At 38.4% G+C, this 20,453-nt stretch carries 19 protein-coding genes; 10 read left to right on the top strand and 9 right to left on the bottom strand.

Going from position 1 to position 20,453, the window contains the following annotated elements; genetic code table 11:
* Positions 1-27: 27 nt before the first annotated feature.
* Positions 28-1,980, top strand: a complete 1,953-nt coding sequence (locus PHO71_RS07615) for an LruC domain-containing protein (RefSeq protein WP_300201218.1) — start codon at positions 28-30, stop codon at positions 1,978-1,980.
* Between the two features lie 318 nt (positions 1,981-2,298).
* On the opposite strand, the gene gcvP is transcribed toward PHO71_RS07615, so the two are convergent.
* Genes gcvP through PHO71_RS07595 form a run of 4 tightly spaced genes read right to left on the bottom strand, consistent with a single transcriptional unit; the run spans position 2,299 to position 7,400 of the window.
* A complete protein-coding gene (gcvP, locus tag PHO71_RS07610; RefSeq protein WP_300201215.1) occupies positions 2,299-5,196 on the bottom strand; it encodes an aminomethyl-transferring glycine dehydrogenase in 2,898 nt (965 codons plus the stop codon).
* Positions 5,197-5,229: 33 nt separating this feature from the next.
* Positions 5,230-5,868, bottom strand: a complete 639-nt coding sequence (locus PHO71_RS07605) for an MBL fold metallo-hydrolase (RefSeq protein ID WP_300201212.1) — start codon at positions 5,866-5,868, stop codon at positions 5,230-5,232.
* Between the two features lie 21 nt (positions 5,869-5,889).
* Complete coding sequence (rsmG, locus tag PHO71_RS07600; RefSeq protein WP_300201209.1) at positions 5,890-6,510, bottom strand: 16S rRNA (guanine(527)-N(7))-methyltransferase RsmG; 621 nt, start codon at positions 6,508-6,510, stop codon at positions 5,890-5,892.
* A gap of 38 nt (positions 6,511-6,548) precedes the next feature.
* Positions 6,549-7,400 carry a DUF3298 and DUF4163 domain-containing protein gene (locus PHO71_RS07595; protein WP_300201206.1) on the bottom strand — a complete coding sequence of 284 codons (852 nt, stop codon included), beginning with the start codon at positions 7,398-7,400 and terminating at the stop codon, positions 6,549-6,551.
* 57 nt (positions 7,401-7,457) lie between these two features.
* Here PHO71_RS07595 and PHO71_RS07590 point away from each other — a divergent pair, with 57 nt between their 5' ends.
* From PHO71_RS07590 to PHO71_RS07555, 8 genes are all read left to right on the top strand, one after another.
* Positions 7,458-7,826 (top strand): hypothetical protein, encoded by a 369-nt coding sequence (locus PHO71_RS07590; RefSeq protein ID WP_300201203.1) that lies wholly within the window; start codon positions 7,458-7,460, stop codon positions 7,824-7,826.
* Positions 7,810-8,058: a hypothetical protein gene (locus tag PHO71_RS07585; RefSeq protein ID WP_300201200.1), complete on the top strand. Its 249-nt coding sequence runs from the start codon at positions 7,810-7,812 to the stop codon at positions 8,056-8,058. The genes PHO71_RS07590 and PHO71_RS07585 overlap by 17 nt, the downstream gene beginning before the upstream one ends.
* A gap of 21 nt (positions 8,059-8,079) precedes the next feature.
* The gene (locus tag PHO71_RS07580; RefSeq protein ID WP_300201198.1) at positions 8,080-8,352 is read left to right on the top strand and encodes a hypothetical protein; all 273 of its coding nucleotides are present in this window, start codon (positions 8,080-8,082) and stop codon (positions 8,350-8,352) included.
* 69 nt (positions 8,353-8,421) lie between these two features.
* Positions 8,422-8,550 carry a hypothetical protein gene (locus tag PHO71_RS07575; protein ID WP_300201196.1) on the top strand — a complete coding sequence of 43 codons (129 nt, stop codon included), beginning with the start codon at positions 8,422-8,424 and terminating at the stop codon, positions 8,548-8,550.
* Between the two features lie 378 nt (positions 8,551-8,928).
* Complete coding sequence (locus PHO71_RS07570; RefSeq protein ID WP_300201193.1) at positions 8,929-9,327, top strand: hypothetical protein; 399 nt, start codon at positions 8,929-8,931, stop codon at positions 9,325-9,327.
* A gap of 161 nt (positions 9,328-9,488) precedes the next feature.
* A complete protein-coding gene (locus tag PHO71_RS07565) occupies positions 9,489-11,705 on the top strand; it encodes a TonB-dependent receptor (RefSeq protein ID WP_300201190.1) in 2,217 nt (738 codons plus the stop codon).
* Positions 11,706-11,734: 29 nt separating this feature from the next.
* Positions 11,735-12,058, top strand: a complete 324-nt coding sequence (locus PHO71_RS07560; RefSeq protein ID WP_300201187.1) for a heavy-metal-associated domain-containing protein — start codon at positions 11,735-11,737, stop codon at positions 12,056-12,058.
* A gap of 208 nt (positions 12,059-12,266) precedes the next feature.
* Complete coding sequence (locus PHO71_RS07555; RefSeq protein WP_300201184.1) at positions 12,267-14,474, top strand: heavy metal translocating P-type ATPase; 2,208 nt, start codon at positions 12,267-12,269, stop codon at positions 14,472-14,474.
* A gap of 66 nt (positions 14,475-14,540) precedes the next feature.
* On the opposite strand, the gene PHO71_RS07550 is transcribed toward PHO71_RS07555, so the two are convergent.
* Positions 14,541-15,380, bottom strand: a complete 840-nt coding sequence (locus PHO71_RS07550) for a helix-turn-helix domain-containing protein (RefSeq protein WP_300201181.1) — start codon at positions 15,378-15,380, stop codon at positions 14,541-14,543.
* A gap of 67 nt (positions 15,381-15,447) precedes the next feature.
* Here PHO71_RS07550 and lipB point away from each other — a divergent pair, with 67 nt between their 5' ends.
* Positions 15,448-16,110 carry a lipoyl(octanoyl) transferase LipB gene (gene lipB, locus PHO71_RS07545; protein ID WP_300201178.1) on the top strand — a complete coding sequence of 221 codons (663 nt, stop codon included), beginning with the start codon at positions 15,448-15,450 and terminating at the stop codon, positions 16,108-16,110.
* On the opposite strand, the gene PHO71_RS07540 is transcribed toward lipB, so the two are convergent.
* From PHO71_RS07540 to PHO71_RS07525, 4 genes are all read right to left on the bottom strand, one after another.
* Positions 16,088-17,035, bottom strand: a complete 948-nt coding sequence (locus PHO71_RS07540; RefSeq protein ID WP_300201175.1) for a PorV/PorQ family protein — start codon at positions 17,033-17,035, stop codon at positions 16,088-16,090. The two genes, lipB and PHO71_RS07540, sit on opposite strands and share 23 nt — an antisense overlap.
* Positions 17,036-17,041: 6 nt before the next feature.
* Positions 17,042-17,764 (bottom strand): N-acetylmuramoyl-L-alanine amidase-like domain-containing protein, encoded by a 723-nt coding sequence (locus PHO71_RS07535; protein WP_300201330.1) that lies wholly within the window; start codon positions 17,762-17,764, stop codon positions 17,042-17,044.
* Between the two features lie 109 nt (positions 17,765-17,873).
* Entirely contained in the window at positions 17,874-19,868 is a 1,995-nt protein-coding gene (locus PHO71_RS07530) for an OPT family oligopeptide transporter (protein WP_300201172.1), read from the bottom strand.
* A 93-nt stretch (positions 19,869-19,961) separates the two neighbouring features.
* On the bottom strand, positions 19,962-20,384 hold the full coding sequence (locus tag PHO71_RS07525; RefSeq protein ID WP_300201169.1) for a DUF1573 domain-containing protein: 423 nt from the start codon (positions 20,382-20,384) through the stop codon (positions 19,962-19,964).
* Positions 20,385-20,453 lie beyond the last annotated feature (69 nt).

The raw sequence follows: 20,453 nt of genomic DNA, 5'->3' as shown, positions 1-20,453 counted from the left end.
TTTCCATCATAAAAAGCAAGCAAAACGATGAAGAAATTATTTTATTCTATGAAATTGGCAAAAAGTATTATTCTATTGATACTTTTAGGTGCTGTTACTAGTTGTGCAGAAAAGGATTTGTACAACAATGATGAAAATGACAGAAAGTCAAAATTACCTTCTGAAGATTCTTATTTCGGATTTGAAATGAAAGGAGAATTGGCATTAGATGTTAATTATGGTGTTTCTGGTTTTGTAGCTAATGTGGAGGTTTATAGCCAAAAGCCTGTTGATGAAAGGAATGTAAAGATAGAGGGTATTAAGCCTATTTACAGTGCATTTATTAATGATGGTAAGTTATCAGCTAAAATGGATATTCCATTTGTAGTGAAAGAAGCATGGCTTTATACAGAACGGATAGGATTGCCGCGTTGTGTACAGTTGCAGGTTAGTTCAAATGGATTTTCATATGACGCTACTAAAACAACAGGAGTTCGTGCAGTGACTCGTGCAGTTGCGGCTGGTGTATTAACTGAACAAGTGCCCTACCTCTTGGCTCCTCAGGGAAGAAATGATAATATGTATTCACTTTGTACATGGAATTCGAATGGGAGACCAATGCAGTCAGATTATTTGATTAAAACATCTTATGACATGAATGGATTGACTTCTAGAGTTCAGAACTATTTGACAGAAAATGCAAAAGTAAATGGGGGAAAAAATGAAAATCTTCGTCGAGATGCTAAAGATTTAAATATAGTCATTCCGCAGGGTGGTTCTAAAATCGAAGTAACATTTTTGAGTGAAGCAGGAGCTTTTGATAATGTTTTTGGATACTATTATTATAAAGATCAGGAGCCGAAGACTCGTGCCGATTATTTTAATATGCGTAAATATGTGATTTTCCCTAATGTTATAAATGAAAGTCGCGCTTTGAAATGTGGTGATACGGCAAAGTTACTTTTCTTTGGTGAAAATGGAGATGTTCCTACAGAAACTTTTCCAGAAGGTTATGTTGTTGGATGGTTTTTGTTGAGTAATGGAGCGCCATATGCTAGTGACAATGGTATTAATATTAAGAAGATTGATCAATTATATACTGATGTTACCAATGAAATAACACGTAATATTTGTTTCTCAAATGAAATGGATGATCAGCGTCAATTTATTACTTTATATGATAAAGCATCAAAATTGTTTGTTGTAGGTGTTGAAGATGAATTTGGAAGAAGTCAAGGTGATAATGACTTCGATGATGTGTTGTTTTGTGTAAAAACAACTCCTGAAATGTCTGCGGGTAATCTTCCTGAAATTCCAGATGGAAATCCAGAAGTAAAACCTGAAACAGAAACAGTAGAAGGTACGTTAGCGTTTGAAGATAATTGGCCAAATGCTGGAGATTATGATATGAATGATGTAATTATCGAATATAAAAGAATGATCACTTATGATCAGCATAATAATGCAAAACAAATAGAAGAAAGTTTCACGTCTGTGCAAAGGGATAATGCTGCAACATTTGAGAATATATTTGCTTATCAGATTGAAAATCTGGGAGCTGTTACTCTTCCAGAAGGATGTGAAATAGAAAATAGTTCTCGTTCGATTGTCATAACAAAAAGTGTGAGAGATATAAAGAAAAAAACGTTTAAGGTTGTACGCTCTTTTAGCTCATCAATAAATAAAGATGAAATAAAGTCTGACTTTAATCCATATATTCTGGTGAAAGGAATTCGTGAAACGAATAAAGGGCGTGCAGAAGTTCATCTCCCTAAACATTCCCCAACGGAATTAGCGGATAGGGCTAAACTATATACAAATAATGACGCCTATTATGTTGATAAAGATGGTAAATATCCGTTTGCTGTTGATATACCAATAATTGGTTTTGTGCCGGCCGATGAAAGAAAAAGAATTGACGAGGAAGGACAGTATGTGTCTTTTAGAAGTTGGGTTAGTTCTAGTGGTACAAAGGATACTGATTGGTATATGAAAAAATAATTGTTGTCTCTAATGGAGAATTGGGTTTAGTTCTGATCCATTAATTGTTGCTTTGTTCGATGTTTGAAATGTTCATAGACATTATTTATTCATTATAAAAAGGTTAATTAATGAATTTCAAATGTGGGAATTGTTAAATAACTTTTTGAAGTATTCTCACAGTTTGATATCTAAATGAGTACTTCAATAGTCCTATTAACTTTTGAAGAATCAGTTTCTATATTTTTCATAAGTTCTATAATAATATTACTAATAAAACAAATTCCACGGTCCGACAAAAGTGAACCGTGGAATTTGTTTTATTAGTGGAGTAAAAATCTACTCGAATGTTTCGTAACGTGTTGGCAATAGTTTACGATCTCCAAGCGTATTGTCCACCCTGGCTACATTTATCCAGAATTTATTTTCACGGAGGCTTTCAATAGGATAGGCGGCTTTCTCACGTGTATAATTGTGTTCCCAATGATCACTAACAACTTCATATTCTGGGTGAGGAGCATTTATCAATACATTGTCATCCTTGTTTGCTTTGCCACTTTTCACATCCTGAATTTCTTTCCAAATATTCAGCATCACATTCACAAAATTATCTAATTCCGAAAGGCTTTCACTTTCTGTTGGCTCAATCATCAATGTGCCGTGAACTGGGAAGGAGAGGGTTGGTGCGTGATAACCATAATCCATAAGACGTTTAGCAATATCATTCTCTGATATTCCGGTTTCCTCGTGTAATTTGCGACATTCCAAAATCATTTCATGGCCGACAAATCCATTGGCTCCCTGATATACAATACCATAAGTATCTTTTAGACAAGCGGCTAGATAGTTGGCATTTAGAATTGCAATTTTAGTGGCTTGAGTGAGACCTTGCATTCCCATCATTCGGATATATCCATAAGTAATGGGCAAAATACCTGCACTTCCGAAAGGAGCAGAAGATACCTGATTTTGTGAGTTTCCCAAATTGCTATGACCAGGGAGGAAAGGGACTAAATGTTCAGCTACACATATAGGACCTACTCCCGGACCTCCACCTCCATGAGGTGAAGCAAACGTTTTGTGTAGATTCAAATGGCAAACGTCTGCTCCAATAAATCCTGGATTTGTCAGTCCGACCTGTGCATTCATATTTGCACCATCCATATAGACTTGTGCACCACAGTTGTGGATAGTATCACAGATCTCTTTTATTTCAGTCTCAAAGATACCGTGTGTGGAAGGATATGTGATCATTAGTGCAGCCAATTCGTCTTTATACTCTTCTGCCTTTGCATGGAGATCATTCATATCTACATTTCCATGCTCATCACACGCACAGATGACTGTGTCGAATCCTGCTTGAACGGCAGATGCCGGATTTGTTCCATGAGCCGAAGCCGGAATTAATATCTTGTTACGATGTCCTTGACCGATACTTTCGAGATAGGCACGGATAACGCGAAGACCGGCATATTCTCCGGCGGCACCCGAATTGGGTTGTAAACTAACTCCTGCGAAGCCTGTGATAATTTTTAAATCATTACTGAGATTTTTTATTAATTCACGATATCCTTCTGCCTGTTCTTCGGGAACTAGGGGATGCATACCCATGAACTCCGGCCGGCTTAGAGGTAACATTTCTGATGCTGCATTCAGTTTCATTGTGCATGAACCGAGTGAGATCATAGATTGTGCAAGAGAAATATCTTTGCGATCAAGGCGTTTGATGTATCGCATCATTTCTGTCTCGGTATGATATTTACAGAATACTTCGTGTGTCAAGAAATGTGTTGAACGTTTCAGTGCTTGATTAATATTAGATTTTTCCGGTACTTCTTCTATCTTTTGATAGTCTTTTCCGGCAGCGATAGCAAAGATGGAGAGCAGAATATTAACAGCTGCTATATCCGTCGTTTCATCAATGCTGAAGCCGACATCTCCATTGTCGTAATAGCGTAGATTGACTTCTTTACTTAGCGCGATAGTGCGTATTTGTTGAGCGGAGGTCTGCTCCGGTAATTCGAAACGGAGTGTGTCAAAATAGTGTACATTGACTTGTGTATATCCGAACTTTTTTAATTCTTTTTCGAGTAAGACAGTGATGCTGTGAATTCGGAAAGCAATCTTTCTGATCCCTTCTTGTCCATGATAAACAGCATAGAAACCTGCCATTGTAGCTAACAAAGCTTGTGAAGTACAGATGTTTGAAGTTGCTTTTTCACGTTTGATATGTTGTTCGCGAGTTTGCAAAGCCATTCGGTAACAGAGCTTTCCGTATTTATCTTTAGACCATCCGATGATTCTTCCGGGCATATTTCGCTTAAATTCGTCGCGTGTTGCAAAATAAGCTGCGGAAGGTCCTCCGTAGAACATCGGTGTTCCCAAACGTTGAGTTGTTCCGAATACAATATCGGCTCCCCATTCTCCCGGAGGAGTCAATAGAGCAAGGCTGAGAATATCGGCTGCGACCGCAACTTTGCATTCTGCTGTATGCGCTTTTTTAGTAAATGCGGTATAGTCTTCAACATTTCCATTGGAATTAGGATATTGCAAGATGCAGGCGAATATTTCCGGTGTCGGTTCGAATTCTTTATATTTCCCAATGCGTAATTCGATCCCTTGCGGTATAGCACGTGTATTCATTACTGCTAATGTTTGCGGAAAAATGTTTTCATCCACGAAAACTACGTTAGCACCTGCCTTTTGTTGAGTTCGGGAGCGTAAAGCGTACATCATACTGACTGCTTCAGCTGCAGCGGTTGCTTCGTCCAGCAATGAACAGTTGGCGAGTGGCATGGCAGTGAGATCACAAATTGCTGTCTGGAAATTCATCAGAGCTTCCAATCGTCCTTGTGAAACTTCTGTTTGATAAGGAGTATAGGAAGTATACCATACAGGATTTTCGAAAATATTTCGTTGTATAACCGCAGGAGTGATTGTATCATACCAGCCCATACCGATATAAGTGGCATATAACTTATTATTATTTGCAAGTTCGGAAATATGGCGGCTGAATTCATACTCTGTCAGTGGAGAAGTCAGCCCCAGTGGTGTTTTTAATCGGATATTGGCAGGAATTGTTTTCTCAATCAATTCATCTAATGAATTCACACCAATTTTGCGGAGCATCACAGTGGTGTCTTCTTCATTGATACCAATATGACGACTGGCAAAAGTCGTTCCCCAGTTTTCTCCGACAAAGAAAAAAGAATTTCTGGAAATTTCTGTATTGTCCATACGTGTATTAATTTAAAGTTTTTTAGAGGTGATTTACCTGAAAAACGGATTTTCTGCTTTCTCCATCCCGATAGTCGTAGGTGCACCATGTCCTGGGTAAACGACTGTTTCATTGGGAAGTACAAATAGGCGACTGCAAATATGTTCAATCAGTTCATCGAAGTTACCTCCTGTAAGGTCTGCACGACCAATACTTCCCTGAAATAATACATCGCCTGAGAACATACAGTTGTCTTCTTTGCAATAATAGACCAAACTTCCAGGAGAATGTCCTGGCACATGAATGGCTTCCAGTTTGGTGTGTCCGAAGCTAATGATGTCTCCGTCATGCAAATATTTTCCCAATGGAACGGGTTCTTCCCGTAATTGGAAACCAAACATACGACTTTGTTTTGGAGCTTCGTCAATCCAATATTCATCCGCTTTGTTGGCTTCTGCTGAAAGACCGAATTCTTTCAACATGAATGGGTTACCAAAGATATGGTCCAGGTGTAGATGAGTGTTGAGTAGATGCTTTACATTTAGCTCATTAGTCTGAATAAAGTTTTTTAAAGCCTGTTTTTCTTCATCATAAAAGCAACCGGGGTCTATAACCACAGCTTCCTTGGTGTCATCCCATATAACATAACAGTTTACAGGAAACATATTAAATTCAAATCTTTTTATTTTCATGATTTTATATCTGATTTTTCCTTAAATCGGAACGTAAACGACTTTTTTGGTTTTGAAAAATTCTTCTTTGAAATTGTCACTGAGGCTATTCACCACGACCTTATGCTTGAATGGCATTGTTTCGTGTTCCAGTTCTCCGCCTTTAAGGCAGATTAATCCGTTGGGCAATGCGTTCTGCTGCTTGGGTGATATATTTTTTTGTATGATCTTTATTAAATCGGCTAAAGGCATCACGGCACGGCTTACGACAAAGTCAAACTGTTGTTTTTCTTCTTCTACACGGGCATGACGAAAAGTGACATTTTTTAGTCCAATGGCATTGGCTACTTCTGTTGCCACACGCACTTTCTTGCCAATACTATCTACCAGATGAAATTTTGTTTCTGGGAATAGAATTGCCAAAGGGATTCCTGGAAAACCTCCTCCGGTACCTAGATCCATAACACTTGTGCCAGGATGGAATTGGATGACTTCAGCGATACCCAATGAATGGAGTACATGATGCTCATATAAGTTCTCGATGTCTTTACGTGAGATTACATTGATTTTAGAATTCCAGTCAATGTAGAGGTCGTATAGAGCAGCAAATTGTATGCGCTGCTGTTCCGTGAGGTTCGGAAAATATTTTAGAATGATTTCCACTTTCTTGTTTTGAATTATATTTTTTCAGTTATGACTTATTAGTTTTTCAAATCTTCTAAAATAGGATTGCTACCTAGCAAATGTTCCATCATGGAGAAAGGGATGGTTACTTTTACTGGTCCCATTGAATATGGCGTAATATCATATATATTATAATAGAAGGTAATGCCATCCTTACTTAAATAGAAGTTTTCGATGGGAGTAATGTCTCCGGTTGAAGCATATCCTAAGTCTTCCAGGGCTTCATGGGTAGTCACATTGTTATTTGCCATTAACTGACTCCAGATCAGGTCGGTGAGTGCTTCTTTGTAGTCTCCAACGAAAAGATCGTCTAGATGAAGTGGGCGCATTAAGGTGAGATCCATATTCAGATAAGTAGTCATGTACATACCATGAGCACCTCCGGTGTATTCATTATAGTCAATACGGTAAACGAGGAGGTCTTTCTCATAAAGTTGTACGTGGCTTTCGAGACTTTTATAAAAGGAGTACCATGATCCAATCGCCGATTCGTCATCTTTATTCTTTTCGCTTTCCAGATACATTGGTTCTTGGTCATGAAGATATGTATTGATATATTCTTCAGTGTATTCTTTCAAGATTTCTTTAGGTTGCTCTCCTATGTATTTATCACCAAAAAAGGCAGAGATGAAATCAGCATTGATACTGTCTTTCAATATCTGATCTGATGACTTAGTAGCATATGTAAAGTTGATAACAATGTTACAAGCCGGTTTAGCCGTATCACTAAAAAGGTGTACAGTCTCATTTACTTGGATACTATCGAATTTTAGTGCCCCTGTATTTTTATTCATCTTGTCATGACAAGAAAACAAAAAGCCGTTTGCAGAAAGGATAATCGCAAGCAGGCTGACATATTGTTTTTTCATATTCGTTTTTTCTATAAATTCTATATTTGTTATCTCTTTCCTTATCGACAAATATAAATGAATTTACCGAATCAGACGAATAAAAAGGAAAAAATATTAGATGTGTTGGGAGTCTTATTACAACTGAGAACAATGAAAAAGTGGATATTGTACTCGCTGATGGGGGGACAATTTATGTATGGCATGTGTGTTGATAATGATAAGGATTATTCGGATCCTGACAGTTCTCAGCAAACGACTCTTGATTTTTATATTCCAAGTGATTTTTCATGGAATACTTTTCGTAATGTAAATTTGGCAGTAACTGTCCCGGTAACTTCTGTTGTTTCTATATATACCGAAGCAGATTGTTCGGCTAAAAGTTCGGTTGCAGAATTACCTGTAGGACCAGAGAATGTGGTAGAAGGTTATGTGGACGTGGCCTGATTCAAATGAATATCTCTATGTGAAATATCCGACGAAAGAGTCTATCACTGATATATCAAAAGTTAAAATTCAGAATCAAATTTCTACTGTTTGTAATGTCAATCTTTTTGAACGAGGACGTATGGATGTAGGAACAGATGAGTTATTAGGTTTATGGACTACTACAGTTAGTGATGAACATTTAATGAAGAAGTATATTACGTCGGGCGGTGTAATATTTGAAGATGGATGACCTGATCTCTCCGATTATGATATGAATGATTTAGTAGTTGATTATACTATTACCAATTATGTATCAACAGGTCATGAAAAACAATATCCTAACGAACGTGTTGAAGTTTCGGTTACTATCCGTGCAATTGTAGGATTTATGTCTGATAAACTTGGACTTCGTTTCTTGGGTGATCAGTCAGGGAGTCTGTTGCAACGCCACATTGGAAAATTCTTTGGGCTTGACAAAAATGTAAATGGTTTAACTGCATGCCTTGCAAATCCTGGCCAGTCTGATGTTGCACCTATTTTTTAGATTGAGGGACTTCAGCAACTGAAAAAAGGTGCTGAAGTCTATAATACAAAACAACAAGATGATAAAAAAATGACTACTATTACCTTTGGTATGTATGCAGAAGGATTAGAAGGTAGTCTGGAGGCTAGTAAAGGTTTTGAATTTGCCAATTGGCACAAATATTATTATGAAAATTCTGGACTTTCTGCTTTATGGTAAAAAGGTCATTATCTATTAAAGAAGCATTTAATAAAGTAAGATATTATTTATTTTCGAAAACGGCTATTTTGACTATTGTTAAATATCAAAACAACCGTTTTCTTATTAGTTTTAGTCGGAATTGAATTTTGTCTAATATTACCATTGTCTTTTTTAATAAATGATATATCTGGTCGAATGAAATATAGATTATATATATTCTTTACTAATATAAAATAGAACTTATTTATCTGAATTTAGTGCTGATGAGTAGTTTTTTATGATATATTACCTATACTGCTTATCTGAATATTCTTGAATCAACGGCTAATATCAAGACATATTATTATTGTTAAAAATATAGGATACTCTATTATTATCCTTATCTTTGTTCCCATAATGAAAAAACTATCATATACTATAATAATGCTTCTTTCTCTTCTGATAATTTATTCAGGAGTAGGAATCTCTGTTATGCATTATTGTTGTGCTCGTTGTGAAACTGAGCAGAATTGTTGTGTGGATGGTTGTACTAAGTGCCGGAAAATTTATTCTTGTGATTCAAAGAAAGACTGTAAAGAAGAAGGCTGCACGGCTACTATTTATAAGGTAGACTTGGTGAAGCATACTTCTGAAATAACAGTTTCTATTCCGGTGATTGCTATTTTTCATGAACAGTTACACGAAATGATGGCTTCCATCTATATGGACCATGCGGAAACTTATTCTCGTTTTATGGATCCACCACCTGTTTTACCTCGACAAAAGTTGGTGATGCATTCTGTGCTTCTCATTTAGCCTATTTCTTCTATTTTTCTAACGTGGATTTCTTAATAGTCGGCGTTAATTTATAACTTTATTTTTAGTCGTTCTTTTCTGAAAGTAAAGAGTGTGTAGCAATGCAACCAGGTTGCATCAAAAATAATCTATTTTTGTATTCTGAAAGTAAGTAGGGAAAAATGAAATATTTAATGTTAAGTCTGTTCTTGCTATTGGCAGCCAATGTGCTGGCACAAGTGCGAGGAATAGTAAAAGATAATATCGGAGAAGCAATTCCGGGAGCGAATGTGTTTTGGATGAATACAGGTAAGGGAGTGACAACAAAGGAGGATGGTAGTTTTTCTATTCATAAACCAGCCCATAACGATATGTTAGTCATCAGTTTTATCGGTTTTCAGAATGATACAATCCATGTTCATAATAAGAAAGAAGAACTAGAAATTATACTTCGAGATGGGGTAGAACTGAATGAAATCAGTATTGTCAGGCGTAAGATGGGGAGGATGAAATTGCGTAATAGTGTTCTCAATGAAGAAATAATAACTAGTGCCGAATTAAGCAGAGCTGCTTGTTGTAATCTGGGAGAAAGTTTCGTGACTAATCCTTCGGTAGACGTAAGTTATTCGGATGCTGCGACGGGAGCAAAGCAAATTAAACTTTTAGGCTTATCCGGCACCTATGTGCAAATGCTTACTGAGAATATTCCGAATTATCGGGGGGCTGCAGCAGCTTATGGACTGGGATATGTTCCCGGTCCGTGGATGCAAAGTATACAAGTTTCCAAAGGAATTTCTACCGTGAAAAATGGTTATGAAGCCATTACCGGACAAATTAATGTAGAATTTAAGAAACCCCAATTACCGGAAGCTGATTGGGTATTTGCCAATTTTTTCGCAAGTTCTACCAATCGTTATGAAGCGAATGCGGATGCTACTCTGAAAGTATCTAAACGTTGGAGTACTTCACTGCTAGCCCATTACGAGAATGAGACAAAAGCTCATGATGGTAATGATGACGGATTTATAGATATTCCTCAAGTGGAGCAATACAACGTTTGGAACCGTTGGGCATATATGGGTGATCATTATGTCTTTCAAGCAGGATTTAAAGCATTATCGGAAAGTCGTATGAGTGGACAATCACATCATGCGAATAAGCCTGTTACAGACCTATATAAAGTGGGAATTGATACAGAACGTTATGAACTCTTTACCAAGAATGCCTATATTTTTAATAAAGAAAAAAATACAAATTTAGCACTCATTCTATCTGCTACATGGCATAATCAGGATGCATTGTACGGAAAGAAAATTTACAATGTAGATCAGACCAATGCGTATGCTTCATTAATGTTTGAAACAGAGTTGAACAAACAGCATAGTCTTTCTGCAGGATTAAGCTTTAATTATGATACTTTTGATCAATACTTTCGTCTGGAAAACGATGCAGAGGGAATGTCTCGTAAAGTTTTTGATAAAGAAGCTGTTCCTGGTGCCTATGTACAGTATACATTGAACTTAAATGATCAATGGATGTTGATGGCAGGTTTGCGTGGAGATTACAGTACCAAATCAGGTTTCTTTATGACTCCGCGTGCACATCTTAAATACAATCCGAACGATTACATCCATTTCCGACTTTCGGCAGGGAAAGGATATCGGGCAAATCATGTGTTGGCAGAGAACAATTATTTGCTTTCTAGTAGCCGTAAAGTAGAGATAGCTCAAAATTTGGATATGGAAGAAGCCTGGAACTATGGTACTAGCGTATCTACTTATATCCCGGTTTTTGGAAAAACACTAAATATCAATGCTGAATATTATTACACGAATTTCCTGAAACAAGTCATTGTAGATATGGATAGTAATCCACACGAAGTGTCCTTTTATAATTTAGACGGATGTTCGTACTCCCATGTATTTCAGTTAGAAGTGAGCTATCCTTTCTTTAAAGGATTTACACTGACCGGAGCTTACCGAATGACAGATGCCCAAACAACCTACAAAGGTATGCGAATGGAAAAGCCCCTTACAAGTAAGTATAAAGGATTATTGACCGCTTCTTATCAGACTCCATTGGGAATCTGGCAATTTGATGCAACGCTTCAGTTGAACGGGGGTGGCAGAATGCCCTCTCCTTACGAACTGGCAGATGAACAACTATCTTGGAGTTCTCGTTACGGTAGTTTTGAACAGTTAAATGCACAGATCACCCGTTATTTCCGTCGTTGGTCTATCTACATTGGAGGAGAAAATATTACTAATTTTAAACAGAAAAATCCAATTATAGATGCTTCAAACCCTTGGGGGGATAACTTCGATTCTACAATGATATGGGGACCTGTACACGGAGCAAAAGCATATATTGGTGTACGATTTAATCTGGCAAGAAATTGATTATATAATATTTAAATAAATAAGAAGAAATGAAAACAAAAAGATGGATGGTTACTTGTATAGTGTTGCTTTTCAGCGTGGTAGCCGTAATGGCAAAGGATATCCGCGTGGTATTATTCAAAGTGTCTCAAATGTACTGTGAAAATTGTGAACGGAAAGTAAAAAATAACATACGTTTTGAAAAAGGCGTAAAAGAGCTGGCTACCGAACTGAAAACAAAAACGGTAACCATTACTTATGATGCTGAAAAGACAAATGTGAAGAACTTACAAGCTGGATTTAAGAAGTTTGAGTACGAAGCGGAATTTGTGAAAGAAACGAAGAAAGAAGATAAAAAAGCGGATAAGAAGTAATTGAACAAAGCCCCGTATCTGCTTGTTTATAAATCAAAGAATAGGAGGCTGTGTCAGAAGTAGAATAATCTATTTGTATAAAACTACTAAGGCTCGGATTATAAGGACTTTATGGCTCTTTGATTAACTAAAACCGTGTATTCTCTGTAGTGTGTGCTTAATAGATAATAATTGTAGGCTTTTGACACGTCTTTAAAAAATAGATCATATGGGTAATATAGTAAAGAAATCGTTCCCTGTGTTGAATATGCATTGTGCAGGGTGTGCTAATAATGTTGAAAAAACAGTGAGGAAACTGACTGGAGTTGTGGAGGCTTCGGTCAATTTTGCAACGAATACATTGATTGTATCTTATGAGGGTGGGCAACTGACTCCCGGAGAAATTCGTGCAGCCGTACTTGCTGCAGGATACGATTTAATAATTGAAGAATCACATAAAGAAAAACGTCAGGAAGAAGAGCAGCATAAACATTATGTTCGTCTGAAACGGAAAGTTATTGGCGCGTGGATATTTGTCGTTCCACTACTTTTGTTTTCTATGGTGTTGATGCATATGCCTTATTCGAATGAGATTCAGCTAGTACTTACGATTCCGGTAATGATTTTGTTTGGAGGTTCTTTTTTTACTGGAGCTTGGAAACAATTGAAGTTAGGGCGTAGCAACATGGATACACTGGTGGCATTGAGTACATCTATTGCCTTTTTATTCAGTTTATTTAATACGTTTTTTCCGGGATTTTGGTATAACCGCGGATTGGAACCACACGTCTATTACGAAGCTTCTGCTGTGATTATCGCTTTTGTGCTGACTGGAAAACTGATGGAGGAACGTGCCAAAGGGAATACATCTACTGCTATCCGCAAACTGATGGGAATGCAGCCGAAAATAGCTCGCGTTTTGAGGAATGGAGTGGAAGAAGAGATTTTGATTGATCAATTGCAAGTAGGTGATCTGGTCGTAGTTCGTCCTGGTGAACAGATTCCCGTAGATGGGGAGCTTTCTGAAGGAGACTCTTATGTAGATGAAAGCATGATCAGTGGTGAACCTGTTCCTGTAGAAAAGAAAAAAGGGGATAAAGTGCTGGCGGGAACAATCAACCAACGTGGTTCTTTTATTATTCATGCTGCTCAAGTGGGAATGGAAACAGTACTTGCCCGTATTATTCGTATGGTGCAGGAAGCCCAAGGTAGTAAAGCACCTGTGCAGCGTATTGTAGATCGTATTACAAGTATTTTTGTTCCTGTAGTGTTAGGTATTGCTATTTTGACATTTATTTTGTGGATAGTGATTGGGGGTAGTGAATATATATCCTATGGAATTCTTTCTGCTGTATCAGTGCTTGTGATTGCTTGTCCTTGTGCTTTAGGACTTGCTACTCCTACTGCATTAATGGTAGGAATTGGCAAAGCTGCCAGCCAACATATTCTTATTAAAGATGCTGTTGCTTTGGAACAAATGCGAAAAGTAGATATAGTTGTACTCGATAAAACAGGAACCTTAACCGAAGGTCATCCTACTGCTACCGGATGGCTATGGGCGCAGCCACAGCAGATGCATTTCAAAGATGTGCTTTTGGCAGCGGAGATGAAATCTGAGCATCCACTTGCGGGAGCTATTGTATCAGCTCTTCAGGAAGAAGATATCAAGCCCGCTACTTTAGAAAGCTTTGAGAGTATCACTGGAAAAGGAATAAAAGTGTCTTATGAAGGGCATACATATTGGGTCGGAAGTCATAAACTTCTGAAAGATTTCAATGCAATAGTAGTGGATATTATGACCGATATGCTAGTTCAATATGAGTCGGATGGTCAGGGGATCATCTATTTTGGTCGTGAGAATCAACTATTAGCTATTATTGCTGTCTCAGATCCCGTGAAGGCAACTTCTGCCGAAGCTGTAAGAGAACTGAAACGTTTGGGCATCGATATATGTATGCTGACAGGTGATGGGCAACGTACGGCACTGGCTGTTTCTTCCCGATTGGGGATTGAACGTTTTGTTGCAGATGCTTTGCCGGATGATAAAGCCGAATTTGTACGTGAATTGCAGTTGCAGGGAAAGAAGGTCGCCATGGTTGGTGACGGAATCAATGATTCACAAGCATTAGCTTTAGCTGATGTCAGCATTGCGATGGGAAAAGGTACAGATATTGCAATGGATGTAGCGATGGTAACATTGATGACATCCGATCTGTTGCTACTTCCTAAAGCTTTCGAATTATCCAAACAAACAGTAAGGCTTATTCACCAGAATCTTTTCTGGGCGTTCATTTATAATCTGATTGGTATTCCGATTGCTGCTGGAGTTTTATTCCCAATTAACGGTTTATTGCTTAATCCGATGTTAGCAAGTGCCGCTATGGCATTTTCAAGTGTGAGCGTGGTTCTCAATTCATTGAGTCTGGGGAAAAAATAATAAATTGCCAATGAGCTTTGCAATATCTGAGTATAGTTATTTGCAGAAACTCATTGGCATACTTTTTTATGTATTCCTGAATTCTACGGGCGTCATTCCTACATACCGTCTAAAGTATTTACCAAAAAAGGTAGCACTTGGAAAATTCAGAGAATATGCTATTTCCTGAATAGTCATATTGGTTCCTTTCAATTTAGCTTTAGCATCCATAATAATAATATAGGCTATCGTATCAAGCACGCTTTTTCCTGTCACTTGCTTGACTGTGGTGCTTAGGTGTTGAAGGGAAATGCCGAGTTGATCAGCATAGAATTGCGCACGTCGTTCCTGTTTGTAATGCTCGGTAATTGAGTGGATCAATTCACGGCAAATTTCTTTTTTGCGGTTCGAATTGTCATTTTTTACAGTTAGTCTCCGGTAGATAAGTCGTACACTTGTTAAAATCGTTTGAAGAGATATATCAGATAATTCCGGATCTATATCAAAAGAATCGTCACAACTGACATGAGATAATAAGGTGAAATATTCTTTTAAATATCTGGAAACATTTTCCGAAAGAGGCATAACCGGCTGCTCCAGTAATTTGGGATAAGCATCGCCGATAGCCTTTATCAGATTGATACGTCCGGCGCAGGTCGAAGAGAATCCGGCAAAACAGAGACGAACCTTTTCGGTTCTTTCTTTAAACTGGATGATTGTTCCCGGAAGTAATGTGATCAAGTCATTGGGACGTATCTCATAGTCCAGCAGATTAATGGAGGCTTTCATGTATCCTTCTGTACATATAGCTACAATGCAGGCTTGAAGTCGGCAAGATTGCTTGTAAATATTAAGAATATCCTCAGTGACATCAGTCCAGGCTAAAACCTCAAGAGGTAAATCTACTTGTGGAAAATCCATTTTCATAAGGTCGGTCGTTTTTATTTACTCTCGCAAATGTACACATTTTCTTTTTATTTTTTATCTTTGTTTTATGAAAACAACTTTTGTAAATTGGAACTTAGTGCCGTATGCCGACGCATGGCAACGACAAATGGAATGGTTTGATGCTCTGGTTCATGCGAAGGCACAGAGCCTACCATATGAGAACCGGATTATCATGTGCGAGCATCCTCATGTCTATACGTTGGGGCGTAGCGGGAAAGAAAATAATATGTTGCTGGCTGATGAACAGCTTAAAGCAATAGATGCTACTCTTTACCATATTGACAGGGGAGGAGATATCACTTATCATGGTCCCGGGCAACTTGTGTGTTATCCAATCCTGAATCTTGAAGATTTTCAACTTGGATTAAAGGAATATATACATTTGCTTGAAGAAGCAGTAATATGTGTTTGTGCTACATATGGCATAAAAGCGGGTCGGTTGGAAAAAGCAACCGGAGTTTGGTTGGAAGGTGAGACATCCTCTGCCCGTAAGATTTGTGCGATAGGAGTACGGAGCAGTCACTTCGTCACTATGCACGGATTGGCTTTAAATGTGAATACCGATTTACATTATTTCAGTTATATTAATCCCTGTGGATTTATAGATAAAGGCGTCACTTCTCTTCGTCAGGAATTGAAATGTGATGTGCCAATGGACGAAGTGAAGCAACGCCTCCAAAATGAACTTAGAAAATTACTCCTAAGCTAATTTGCCAGGTTCTGTACATGAAACAGTCCTTATCAGCCAGCGCATAAGAAAAATCTGCGCGGATTGGCCAGAAGTTAATTCCGCAACCTAAAGTTCCGTAATTACCTACTCCTTTGTCTTTATCTCCAAAGTGGTATCCTCCACGGATCACTCCATATTTCAGGAAATTGTATTCAGCTCCCACACCAGCCTGAAGATGGCGGTAGTGGGAGGGAAGCAGGTAATTTAAATCCAAAGCTAATTGTAGGCGGTTTTCCATACTGAAAGGGAGATCAATAGCACCTCCTAATCCTAATCGGGCAGGTAACTTTTGTCCATCTAACTTTCTTCCCAAATTGGCTGCTTGAAATCCTATAGACCACGAAGCCATTTCATCTAGTATCGACATATTCCGATGATAGGTAGCTCCGAAGTCCAGACAAACTGTACCTTTACTATCAGTAGTTGGATAACCTTTCGCTTGCAAATATCTGAGTGTTAATGAAAGAGAGAGATTCTGTGTTATACTTCTGAAATATCCTGCTTCCAGACTCCAGGCACGAGGATGGAAATTTGAGATGCCATCTACTTTTTCGTCGTTTACATAATAATCGGATGCTTTATAGTGACGGAAACCAACCGTGAAACCATGTTTTCCTTCCCGACCGATACGGTAAAAAAGAGATGCACTTTGCAATGCACGGTCTTTATTGATGCCAGCATATGAATAGCTGGCACCCATTACATCCTGAGAGAAAGCGATAGTAGAAGCATTATGAAAGATAGCTGTACTTCCATTATCAGTGATAGCCAGTCCTGTACCTGCCATACCTGCCGATTGAGCATCCGGAGTTAGTCCCAGAAAAGTGACGTCTGGTACTCCCTGTGCCACTAATAGAGAAGGTAGTAGAGAAAAAACAAGAAGGAAATGTTTTACTCTTTTCATAATTGATTATTTTTTAGGGTGAGACATCCGGACAACACGTATTCCTGTCCATGTTTTATGATTGTCAAGCATATTTCTGAGTGGTTTTTCACTGATCACGACTTTTCCTAATGAAGCAGATGCGTGAAGCAGATGCAAATTACCGTTGATATAATTTGCTATTCCCACATGAGCTATGTCCAAACCCCGCAGACTAGTAGTAATTGCGATGATATCCCCATTTTCAATCCAAGGGAGCCCTGTGTCGGGAAGTTTATTCTTTGGCAAGATATGCACAGTTTTTCCAGTTAATGCCTTTTCGCATTCAGCTATTTGTTTTACATTCTTCGGTGAATTTTCCAACTGTTTGTACAATTCCGGATGAGTAGACATAAACGAAAGTGAAAGTTTATTAGTATATAAACTATTTTCAGCCGTGATATCTTGGAGGAATCCATGACGGACACCATTTTCAATCCAATCAGAAGTATAATGTAACCGTGAAGGATATCCGTTGATAATACCATCACGATACCGTATATTCTGTAAGTTTTCGGTAAATTCAGAACTGAGTGCCTGTGCCAACACATATTCAACGAATGTCAGGCAGTCTACCTTCTGAGGTAGGATAACGAGCTTTTCTTCCAGACTTTCATCAAGTGTATTAGCAGTATATTTAGTACCCAGAAAGGATTTTCCGATTCTTAGCATCGGATGTAAATGAGATAACTCTTGTTCCTTCCTAGTCATGCTGTTAGCATTGGAAGCACCGTCGGACCACAAGGGTAGCTCGACGGGCTGTTGTGCAAATGCCATTACAGTTATAAAAGATACTACGAAGGATAAAAGTCTCTTCATCTTATTTTACTTTCATTGAAGCTTTAATGAAATAAAGGATTAATAGAGCATAGGCTCCTAATGCCAACACTTCTGACCAAGTATTGTTCAACCAAGCTTCATTTACCAGATTGATTCCACCAAAACGCATAGCTGCACTGACTACTCCCATCAATGCACCACCAGCAATAAAACCAGAAGCCAGCAAAGTTCCTTTTTCACCTCTTTCTGTGTTCAATATTACATCTTTGCTGCGAGTAGTGACATACCAATTGATAGCTCCACCGACTACCAGAGGTACATTCAGCTCTAAAGGAATAAACATACCCAAGGCAAAAGCCAATGCAGGAATTTTACAAAAAGTCAGAATAATTGCTAAAACAGCACCAATTCCATAGAGTAACCAGGGAGCACCAACACCACTCATCAGTGGCTCGATTACGGCTGCCATTGCGTTTGCCTGAGGAGCAGCTAAAGCTCCACTAGTAAATCCATATGTTTTGTTCAGGATAATCATTACCCCGCCTACTGTTGCTGCGGATACAATAGTTCCCAAAAATTTCCAGGTTTCTTGCTTGGCAGGTGTACTTCCCAACCAATAACCAATTTTTAAATCGGTGATAAAACCTCCCGCCATTGATAATGCGGTACATACCACACCACCCATGACAAGAGAAGCAACCATTCCGGAAGGACCTTTTAGTCCTACAGATACCATCACAACAGATGCTAGAATCAATGTCATTAATGTCATTCCGGATACCGGATTCGTTCCTACAATTGCAATAGCATTTGCTGCTACTGTTGTAAAAAGGAAGGAAATGCCTGCTACCAGAACAATTGCAACCAATGTGTGCACCAGATTGCCTTGCATCACATCGAAATAGAAGAATAATGTGATCAATATTAGTGTTATGATAGAACCAATAGCAATAATCTTCATTGAAAGGTCACGTTGAGTACGGACAATACTTTTTTCTACATTACCTTTACCGTGTATTTCTTTTGCAGCAAGTCCAACGGCACTTTTGATGATTCCCCATGAACGAATAATGCCTATAACACCTGCCATAGCAATACCACCAATACCAATACTTTTTGCATAATATTTGAAGATTTCTTCCGGACTCATCATCCCTACCGTAGAAGTAATGTCCGGGTTCCAGGAATTTAGCACACTGTCTCCCCAGATAGCCGACATCCCTGGAATGATGATCCACCACACTGCCAATGAACCTGCACAGATGATAGAAGCATACTTTAATCCGACAATATATCCCAGACCGAGTACTGCTGCTCCTGTATTTACCTTAAATATAAGTTTTGCTTTCTCTGCTAACATTTCTCCGGCTCCACAAATCCGAGTAGTAAAGTTCTCATTCCACCAACCGAATGTGGCTACTATAAAATCGTACAATCCACCAATCAATCCTGCGATTAATAATGGTTTTGCCTGATTACCACTCTTTTCTCCCGAAACTAATACTTGTGTGGTAGCTGTGGCTTCTGGGAAAGGATATTTACCATGCATATCGCTAACAAAATATTTCCGGAATGGAATTAAGAAAAGAATACCTAATATACCACCTAATAATGAACTGATGAACACTTGCATAAAAGTCACAGTCATTTCAGGATATTTCGCTTGGAGAATATATAGAGCGGGTAGGGTAAAGATAGCTCCGGCTACAATCACCCCGGAGCAAGCTCCGATAGACTGAATGATTACATTTTCTCCCAACGCATTTTTTCTTTTTGCAGCACCGGAAACTCCTACAGCAATGATAGCAATAGGTATGGCAGCCTCAAAAACTTGCCCTACTTTTAGCCCCAGATAGGCTGCCGCTGCGGAGAAAAGGATTGCCATGGCGATACCCCATGCTACAGACCAGAAAGTAACTTCCGGATAATTTTTAGAGGGATTCATTAACGGGTTATACACTTCTCCCGGTTTCAACTCTCTGAACGCATTCTCGGGTAGCCCGGTGAATTTGTCTTCTTCTTGTTGTTCTTTCATATTATTTTTAGTAGTTTATGTTTCCAGACTTCAAAGTAAACAAAAAAAAAGGAGAATCAAAAGATTCTCCTTTTCCTTCTGGTCTATTTTTTCTTATTTACCGCTTTCTCCATCTTTATCGGTAGCCTCCATGTTGCCCTCGATATAAATCCGTATCATTTCTGTTTTTGCATTGGTACGCAAAGTAATAGATTTTTTAAAATGTCCCGGATATTTGCCTTTTCCGTTATAAGTCACTTTGATGGTACCTGTTTTGCCCGGCATAACCGGTTCTTGGGTGTATTCGGGTACAGTACATCCGCAAGAAGCTACTGCCTGATGAATCACTAAAGGAGCATCACCTATATTAGTGAATTTGAATTCACAACTTACTACAGGTTTACTTTCAGAAAATTTACCGAAGTCATGTGTTGTCTTATCAAACTTAATGGCAGCAGCTTTTCCTTCTGATCCCTGTGCGAATGTAAAACCAACTCCCATTACTAATAAAGTCACTAAAAAAAGTATTTTTTTCATTTTTCCTTCTTTTTAATTATAGGAGACAAAGATAATGTTTTTTCCCTGAAGTGTGTTTCTTTGTTAGGA

Source organism: Bacteroides sp., assembly GCF_028690125.1.
Classification (GTDB): domain Bacteria; phylum Bacteroidota; class Bacteroidia; order Bacteroidales; family Bacteroidaceae; genus Bacteroides.
The sequence above is the reverse complement of the archived record's forward strand: the minus strand, read 5'-3'. Positions and strand labels throughout refer to the sequence as shown.

Excerpts from the sequence above, each read along its gene's own strand:
- PHO71_RS07605 (WP_300201212.1), bottom strand. The coding sequence starts at position 5,868 with ATGAAAATAAAAAGATTTGAATTTAATATGTTTCCTGTAAACTGTTAT.
- PHO71_RS07585 (WP_300201200.1), top strand. The coding sequence starts at position 7,810 with ATGTGGACGTGGCCTGATTCAAATGAATATCTCTATGTGAAATATCCG.
- PHO71_RS07535 (WP_300201330.1), bottom strand. The coding sequence starts at position 17,764 with ATGACTAGGAAGGAACAAGAGTTATCTCATTTACATCCGATGCTAAGA.
- PHO71_RS07560 (WP_300201187.1), top strand. The coding sequence starts at position 11,735 with ATGAAAACAAAAAGATGGATGGTTACTTGTATAGTGTTGCTTTTCAGC.
- PHO71_RS07570 (WP_300201193.1), top strand. The coding sequence starts at position 8,929 with ATGAAAAAACTATCATATACTATAATAATGCTTCTTTCTCTTCTGATA.
- PHO71_RS07530 (WP_300201172.1), bottom strand. The coding sequence starts at position 19,868 with ATGAAAGAACAACAAGAAGAAGACAAATTCACCGGGCTACCCGAGAAT.
- PHO71_RS07590 (WP_300201203.1), top strand. The coding sequence starts at position 7,458 with ATGAATTTACCGAATCAGACGAATAAAAAGGAAAAAATATTAGATGTG.
- PHO71_RS07615 (WP_300201218.1), top strand. The coding sequence starts at position 28 with ATGAAGAAATTATTTTATTCTATGAAATTGGCAAAAAGTATTATTCTA.
- PHO71_RS07580 (WP_300201198.1), top strand. The coding sequence starts at position 8,080 with ATGAATGATTTAGTAGTTGATTATACTATTACCAATTATGTATCAACA.
- PHO71_RS07575 (WP_300201196.1), top strand. The coding sequence starts at position 8,422 with ATGACTACTATTACCTTTGGTATGTATGCAGAAGGATTAGAAGGTAGT.
- gcvP (WP_300201215.1), bottom strand. The coding sequence starts at position 5,196 with ATGGACAATACAGAAATTTCCAGAAATTCTTTTTTCTTTGTCGGAGAA.
- PHO71_RS07595 (WP_300201206.1), bottom strand. The coding sequence starts at position 7,400 with ATGAAAAAACAATATGTCAGCCTGCTTGCGATTATCCTTTCTGCAAAC.
- PHO71_RS07540 (WP_300201175.1), bottom strand. The coding sequence starts at position 17,035 with ATGAAAAGAGTAAAACATTTCCTTCTTGTTTTTTCTCTACTACCTTCT.
- PHO71_RS07565 (WP_300201190.1), top strand. The coding sequence starts at position 9,489 with ATGAAATATTTAATGTTAAGTCTGTTCTTGCTATTGGCAGCCAATGTG.
- lipB (WP_300201178.1), top strand. The coding sequence starts at position 15,448 with ATGAAAACAACTTTTGTAAATTGGAACTTAGTGCCGTATGCCGACGCA.
- PHO71_RS07550 (WP_300201181.1), bottom strand. The coding sequence starts at position 15,380 with ATGAAAATGGATTTTCCACAAGTAGATTTACCTCTTGAGGTTTTAGCC.
- PHO71_RS07555 (WP_300201184.1), top strand. The coding sequence starts at position 12,267 with ATGGGTAATATAGTAAAGAAATCGTTCCCTGTGTTGAATATGCATTGT.
- PHO71_RS07525 (WP_300201169.1), bottom strand. The coding sequence starts at position 20,384 with ATGAAAAAAATACTTTTTTTAGTGACTTTATTAGTAATGGGAGTTGGT.